6 protein-coding genes are annotated in these 6,755 nt (G+C 64.5%); 5 read left to right on the top strand and 1 reads right to left on the bottom strand.

Annotation, left to right across the window (positions count from 1 at the left end):
* Nucleotides 1-32: 32 nt before the first annotated feature.
* A complete protein-coding gene (locus MPN20_RS08595; RefSeq protein WP_242781181.1) occupies nt 33-953 on the bottom strand; it encodes a hypothetical protein in 921 nt (306 codons plus the stop codon).
* Nucleotides 954-1,251: 298 nt separating this feature from the next.
* On the opposite strand from MPN20_RS08595, the gene MPN20_RS08590 reads away from it, so the two are divergent.
* Genes MPN20_RS08590 through MPN20_RS08570 form a run of 5 tightly spaced genes read left to right on the top strand, consistent with a single transcriptional unit; the run spans nt 1,252 to nt 6,749 of the window.
* Complete coding sequence (locus MPN20_RS08590; RefSeq protein WP_242781180.1) at nt 1,252-2,247, top strand: (Fe-S)-binding protein; 996 nt, start codon at nt 1,252-1,254, stop codon at nt 2,245-2,247.
* 11 nt (nt 2,248-2,258) lie between these two features.
* On the top strand, nt 2,259-3,785 hold the full coding sequence (locus MPN20_RS08585) for a lactate utilization protein B (RefSeq protein WP_242781186.1): 1,527 nt from the start codon (nt 2,259-2,261) through the stop codon (nt 3,783-3,785).
* Complete coding sequence (locus tag MPN20_RS08580; protein WP_242781179.1) at nt 3,782-4,543, top strand: LUD domain-containing protein; 762 nt, start codon at nt 3,782-3,784, stop codon at nt 4,541-4,543. The genes MPN20_RS08585 and MPN20_RS08580 overlap by 4 nt, the downstream gene beginning before the upstream one ends.
* Nucleotides 4,540-5,241: a DUF2993 domain-containing protein gene (locus tag MPN20_RS08575; RefSeq protein WP_242781175.1), complete on the top strand. Its 702-nt coding sequence runs from the start codon at nt 4,540-4,542 to the stop codon at nt 5,239-5,241. Before MPN20_RS08580 ends, MPN20_RS08575 begins: the two co-directional genes overlap by 4 nt.
* Nucleotides 5,238-6,749, top strand: a complete 1,512-nt coding sequence (locus tag MPN20_RS08570) for a SulP family inorganic anion transporter (protein WP_242781173.1) — start codon at nt 5,238-5,240, stop codon at nt 6,747-6,749. The genes MPN20_RS08575 and MPN20_RS08570 overlap by 4 nt, the downstream gene beginning before the upstream one ends.
* Nucleotides 6,750-6,755 lie beyond the last annotated feature (6 nt).

Genomic DNA, 6,755 nt, shown 5'->3' with positions numbered 1-6,755 from the left:
GCGGCCCTGCCAGGTTCGGATCGGGCTGATCCTCAGCGCGTCTTCTTCTCGGGCTGGGCGAAGACCGACGCGGGGAAGGCCCCCGACTGGGCGAGCACTTTGATCAGTGGGCGGCTCGTTGCGGCCAGAGTCGCGATCTCCTCGTCGCTCAGCGTTGACCATGCCGCTGTGACCGTGCCGTCGGTGAGCAGTTCGACCTGCTCCTTGAGATCCCGGCCCGCCTCGGTGATAGCCGGCAGATCGAAACCGCGATCGTCCTTGCCGATGGTGATCAGACCGGCCTCGGCCAGGCGCGCCTGGGCACCCTGCCATTCCTCGTCGGTGAAGCCGCGGGTCTTCTGAGCTGCACGCGGATAGAAGGAGGCTCCCGTGGCGACGTCGAGCATGAGTGCGTCGATGCCAGGAACTCCGGCAGTCACAAGAGAGGCTACGTGGCCGTCTCCTCTGAATTCGCGGGCCACGGTCGCGACGTCCCACAGCTGTTCGAAGGCTGTCTTCGGCTCGTGCCCGGCGATGGCGTCGGCTGTGGCAGCGGCGAGCGCGCGGCCGGAGAAGTCCATCTGCGCAAGCACCGGCTGCAGCGCGGATGACAGGCTCATGGCCGCCTCGGTGAGCAGGGCGATGTCCTCACGATCGCCGAACAGCTCGTCCATGAAGACGGCGACCGCGTCGAAGCGGGCCTGCACCATCTCTTCGGGTGACACGGTCTCCCACAGCTGCGGAATCAGTGTCGCGATGAATGAGTGCGAATAGTTGTAGTAGGCGGCGCTGACGACCCCCGGATTCACTTTGCCCAGCGGCGCCGAGCGTGCGGCCAGGTTCCCGACGACTCCGGCTTCGAGCCCGTGTTCGGCATACACGCGGCCCACGGTATCCGAGAAGTACATGGCCGAGTGGAACGAGTTGAGACGACCGGAGAGAGTCCTGATGTGCTTTGTGCGCTGAGAGTCCATAGCGTTCATCCTATGGTCAGGAGCCTGGCGGGTCGATAGCTGTGGTGGCGACGATAATTTCGTCAGTCCCATTCATCGTAATTGCCCTCCCCTGCCGCCCCGCTCGGAGCAGATCCGCCAGTTCACGGCAGTCACGTCCGCCCCCGACCACGATCAGTTTGTCCGGCTTCCCCTGCGTGTTAAGGTCTGACCACAGTTGTGACAAGAACCACTTCCGTCGCATTCGACCGGTCGTACACCGGCGCCCATGCTCGGGGTCCGATTCTTGGCACTGCAGGCAGTTCGGCTTGGAGGTCAGATGAAGATTGCACTGTTCGCCACATGCATCGTGGATGGCATGTATCCCGAAGTCGCGCAGGCGACCGTGACCATTCTGAGACGGCTCGGCCACGAGGTCACCTTCCCCAGCGGTCAGGCCTGCTGCGGGCAGATGCACATCAATTCCGGGAAATTCGAACAGGCCGAACCAGTCATCAACAATCACGTCCGCGCCTTCACCAGCACCGAATGGGATGTCGCCGTCGCCCCGTCTGCCTCCTGCGTGGCCTCGTTGGGTCACCAGCAGCCGATGGTGGCCCGCCGAATGGGCAATGAGGCCCTGGCCACAGCGGCTGCTGACGTCGCCGGACGCACCTATGAACTCTCCCAGCTGCTCACAGACGTCCTCGGTGTCACCGATGCGGCCGCAGATCTGGGTTCCTACTTTCCTCACAGTGTGACCTACCATCCGTCCTGCCACGGCATGCGGCTGCTGCGCCTCGGCGATCGTCAGTCAGACCTGATCCGTTCGGTCGAGGACATCGAATTCATCGAACTGCCGCTCGCGGATGCCTGCTGCGGGTTCGGCGGGACGTTCTCCGTGAAGAACCCCGAGGTGTCCTCGGCGATGCTCGCCGACAAGGCCCGCACCATCCAGGCCACCGGCGCCGAGGTGTGCACCGGCGGTGACGCCTCATGCCTGCTCCACATCGGCGGGGGCCTCTCCCGCTTCCAGCGCACAGGACGCTTCGAGGGCACTCCGGATGTGACTGCCGTGCATGTCAAGGAGACTAGCGCAACCGACATCGGAGGCGATCACACCGAGCACCTCACGGCCGTCGTCGGAGCCGACGACGATGATCACCTCACAGCGGGCGAGCACGGAACGAGTCCCGCCGAACCGAGTCAGATGCAGTCCGGTCTGCGCGTCGGGGCGTCGACGGTCCACCTCGCGCGGATCCTCGCCTCGACGAAGGAGGACCCGCTGCGGGTCCAGAGCGAAGGAGCAACAGTGAGCGGAGGAAGCCTGCGATGACCTTTCTGGGAATGCCGCTGCTGCGGTCCAAGCACACCGACGTCAACGACCTGCCGGGCGGGCAGGGCAACATCGTCGAAGACGAGTCCTTCGCCACGGTCTCGCACAAGCACCTGTCGAACCAGCAGCTGCGCAACAACATCGGCCATGCCACCTCCACGATCCGCGACAAGCGCTCCGGCGTCGTCGCCGAGCTCGACGACTGGGAAGAGCTGCGCGAGGCCGGCTCGCGGGCGAAGAATCAGGTGATGGCGAATCTGCCCGAATATCTCGAGGAGTTCGAAGCGAACTTCACGGCCGCCGGCGGAATCATCCACTGGGCCCGAGATGCCGATGAGGCCAATGCCATCGTCACCGAGCTCGTCGAGGCCAACGCCCCGGTACTTGAGACCGGTCGCCGCGAGGTCATCAAGGTCAAATCGATGGCTACGCAGGAGATCGGGCTCAACGAACATCTGGAGACCCAGGGCATCGACGCCTTCGAAACGGATCTGGCCGAACTCATCGTCCAGCTCGGTGACGACAAGCCCAGCCACATCCTCGTGCCCGCCATCCACCGCAACCGCGATGAGATCCGTCAGATCTTCATGGACAAGATGCCCGACGCCGGTGAGCTGACTAACGACCCGGCCGTCCTCGCCGAGGCGGCCCGGCGGCATCTGCGCGAGAAGTTCCTGACCACGAAGGTCGCCGTCTCGGGTGCGAACTTCGGCATCGCGGACACCGGAACGCTCGGCGTCGTCGAATCGGAGGGCAACGGCCGCATGTGCCTGACCCTGCCGGAGACGCTCATCACCGTCATGGGCATCGAGAAGCTCCTGCCGAGCTTCTCAGATCTCGAGGTCTTCCTGCAGCTTCTGCCACGATCGTCCACCGGTGAGCGGATGAACCCGTACACCTCGTTCTGGACCGGAAAGACTCCCGGAGACGGCCCGCAGAACGTCCACCTCGTCATCCTCGACAACGGACGCACGCGCGCACTGGCCGATGAACACGGCCGGACGGCTCTGAACTGCATCCGCTGCTCGGCGTGCATGAATGTCTGCCCCGTCTATGAACGCACCGGCGGCCACGCCTACGGGTCGACCTACCCGGGTCCGATCGGGGCGATCCTCTCGCCGCTGCTGACTGGAGTCGAGACCGAAGAGAATGGTTCACTGCCCTACGCGTCGAGCCTGTGCGGTGCCTGCTATGATGTGTGCCCGGTCAAGATCAACATTCCGGAGATCCTCGTCCACCTGCGCAATGAGGATGTCGAGGCCAATCACTCCCCCGTCTCCTCCCAGCTCGACACGGCGCTCACGGGCGCATCGTGGATGATGGGCGACGGAAAGAGGATGGCAGCGGCGGAGAAGGGTCTGCCCCTTGCCCATGCGGTCAGCGGCGGGAAGTCGATGAACTCGCTGCCCGGCATCGCCGGGGCTTGGACGTCGAGTCGTGACATTCCGGGACTGCCGGAGAAGAGCTTCAGGCAATTGTGGGCCGAGGACGAAGACCGAGACGAAGACCGGGACGAGAACGGGGAAGACGAAACATGACGGACACCGCACGCGAAGAGATCCTCGGCCGCATCAATGAGGCACTCGGTCGCCGAGGCGGGGGCGAGTACGTCTCATCGACCTCCGGCAGCGCTCCCTCCGGCTCCCCTGCCGCATCCCGCGCTGACGGCTCACACAGTTCCTCGGCCGCGGAGTCCGCGCACCCTCGTCAAGGCGCTCCCGCCGCAGGGGGCGGTGTCGTGGGTCAGAGCGCAGACTACCTGCGCACCGGCACGCATTCGGGTGAGGACCTCATCGAACTGCTCGTCGACCGCCTCGTCGACTACAAGGCCAACGTCCACCGCGTCACCGGTGATCCTGCCGAGACCATCGTCGGACTCCTCGAACCCGGATCGGCTGTCGTCGTCCCGAAAGGGCTCGACGACACGTGGCTGAACGGGTTCACCGGCAAGGTCTCCGTCGATGCTCCGGGATCCCAACTGAGCGTCCCCGAACTCGACTCGCAGGCGGCGGTGGTGACCGCCTCGGCGGTGTCGATCGCACAGACGGGAACCATCGTCCTCGACGGATCCGACGATTGCGGCAGACGGGCGATCACCCTGGTCCCCGACCACCACGTGTGCGTGGTCCGCGTCGAGGACATCGTCGACATCGTGCCCGAGGGAATCTCCCGTCTGGAGCCGAGCGCACCCCTGACGTTCATCTCCGGGCCCTCGGCCACGAGCGACATCGAACTCAAACGCGTCGAAGGTGTGCACGGACCGCGCACGCTCGACGTGGTCATCGTCGATACGTGAACGAACCACCTCGGCGGAGTTCTCGCCGGACGGCTCTCATCGTCACGGCAGTCATCGTCGTGGCCACCCTCCTCGTTGCCATCATCGCCGTTGACCGCGTGGTCGACTTCACCACCGAGCAGAAGATCGCCGAGAGCCTCAAGCCCTACGGCGATGCCGATGTCAACGTCGAAGGCTTCCCTGTTCTCACCCAGATCGCCGGCGGAGAGCTCAACACGGTGCATATCACCGCCGCTCGGGCACGCTACGAGGACGTCGACTTCACCGATGTCGACGCGAAGCTCTTCGACGCCCCCGTCGACACCACTCGACCGATCGGCACTGTCGAGGCGAGCGCGGTGATTCCGCTATGGACGATCGATTCGCTGGCCTTCGAACACGCCTCTCTGCCGTCGGACATGTCCTTCACCACGATCGACGATCAGCTCTACCTCAAAGGGTCGCTGCTGGGCCAGGACCTGCTCATCGGCATCGAGCCGAAGGCACAGTCACGCAAAGTCGTCGTCAACGCCACGACGATCAAGCTCGGATCCGCTGAGGTCCCCGTCGATTCGCTTCCCTCGTTCCTGACCTCGTCCATCTCCGACATCGTCATCGACCTCGATTTTCTGCCGCCCGGCCTCGAGCTCACGAACATCGAAGCCACGGAAGCCGGGCTCAAGATCAGCCTCCACGGAACGGGCGTGTCATTGAGGTGACGACACCACCGACCATCAACTCGATCGACGACCCCCGCCGGTATCGCCCCGAACCGTGCGTGCTCACTGCACTGCGATCGCCGAGGCTGCTCACCCGCGAGGTCCTCGCCGGGCTCGTCGTCGGGCTGGCTCTCATTCCTGAAGCGATCGCGTTCTCGATCATCGCCGGCGTCGACCCGAAGGTCGGGCTGTTCTCCGCATTCATCATGGCTATCTCGATCGCGTTCCTCGGCGGCCGGCCCGCGATGATCTCGGCTGCGACGGGTGCTGTCGCACTGGTCATCGCCCCGGTCGCGCGCACCTACGGTATGGACTTCTTCATCGCCACCGTCATGCTGGCCGGAGTCTTCCAGATCCTGCTGGCGGTCTCGGGCGTCGCAAAGCTCATGCGCTTCATTCCCCGCAGCGTCATGGTCGGGTTCGTCAACGCCCTGTCGATCCTCGTCTTCTCCGCACAGCTGCCCCACGTCATCGGCGTGCCGTGGCTGGTCTATCCGCTTGTGGCACTCGGCATCGTCGTCATGGTGCTGCTGCCGAAGATCACGAAAGTCGTCCCCGCTCCCCTGGTCGCCATCGTCCTCATCACCGCGATCACAGTGCTCTTCGCCATCGACGTGCCCACCGTCCGCGATCAGGGTGAGCTGCCGCGCAGCCTGCCACAGCTGTTCATTCCCGATGTGCCGCTGACCTGGGACACCTTCGCCACGATCGCCCCGTACTCGCTGGCGATGGCGCTGGTCGGGTTGATGGAGTCGCTGATGACGGCCAAACTCGTCGATGAGATCACCGACACCCACTCGAACAAGACCCGTGAGAGCTGGGGCCAGGGTGTGGCGAACATGATCTCCGGCCTCTTCGGCGGCATGGGCGGGTGCGCCATGATCGGGCAGACCATGATCAATGTGAAGGCCTCCGGGGCGCGGACCCGCATCTCGACGTTCATGGCCGGTGCGTTCCTCCTCATCCTTGTGGTCGTCCTCGGCGATGTCGTCGGCATCATCCCCATGGCGGCGCTCGTGGCGATCATGATGATCGTGTCCATCGACACCTTCGACTGGCATTCGATCCGCCCCTCGACCTTGATGGTGCTGCCCAAGTCCGAGACCTTCGTCATGATCGCCACCGTGGTCGTCGTGGTCCTGACCGGAAACCTCGCCATCGGCGTCGTCGTCGGCGTCTTCATCGCCAGTGTTCTCTTCGTGCGCCGCGTCGCGCACTTCGTCACCGTTGACCGTGTGGTCACCGAGGTCGGCGCCCACTATAGCGTCACCGGCGAGCTGTTCTTCGCCTCGTCGAACGATCTGACGACGCAGTTCCTCTACTCCCACGACCCCGATCGCATCGTCATCGACATGAGCGGCTCCCACATCTGGGATGCCTCGTCGGTGGCGGCCCTCGATGCGATCGTGACGAAGTACGAACACCTGGGCAAGAGAGTCGAGCTCTTCGGCATGAACCAGTACACAGAAGCCATCCATGCCCGCCTCTCCGGCGGCTTGGGCGGCTGACGAGAA

Source organism: Brevibacterium sp. ZH18 (genome assembly GCF_022748595.1).
GTDB lineage: Bacteria > Actinomycetota > Actinomycetes > Actinomycetales > Brevibacteriaceae > Brevibacterium.
This window is presented reverse-complemented; position numbering and strand designations above follow the sequence as displayed.

Excerpts from the sequence above, each read along its gene's own strand:
- MPN20_RS08585 (WP_242781186.1), top strand. The coding sequence starts at position 2,259 with ATGCCGCTGCTGCGGTCCAAGCACACCGACGTCAACGACCTGCCGGGC.
- MPN20_RS08595 (WP_242781181.1), bottom strand. The coding sequence starts at position 953 with ATGGACTCTCAGCGCACAAAGCACATCAGGACTCTCTCCGGTCGTCTC.
- MPN20_RS08590 (WP_242781180.1), top strand. The coding sequence starts at position 1,252 with ATGAAGATTGCACTGTTCGCCACATGCATCGTGGATGGCATGTATCCC.
- MPN20_RS08580 (WP_242781179.1), top strand. The coding sequence starts at position 3,782 with ATGACGGACACCGCACGCGAAGAGATCCTCGGCCGCATCAATGAGGCA.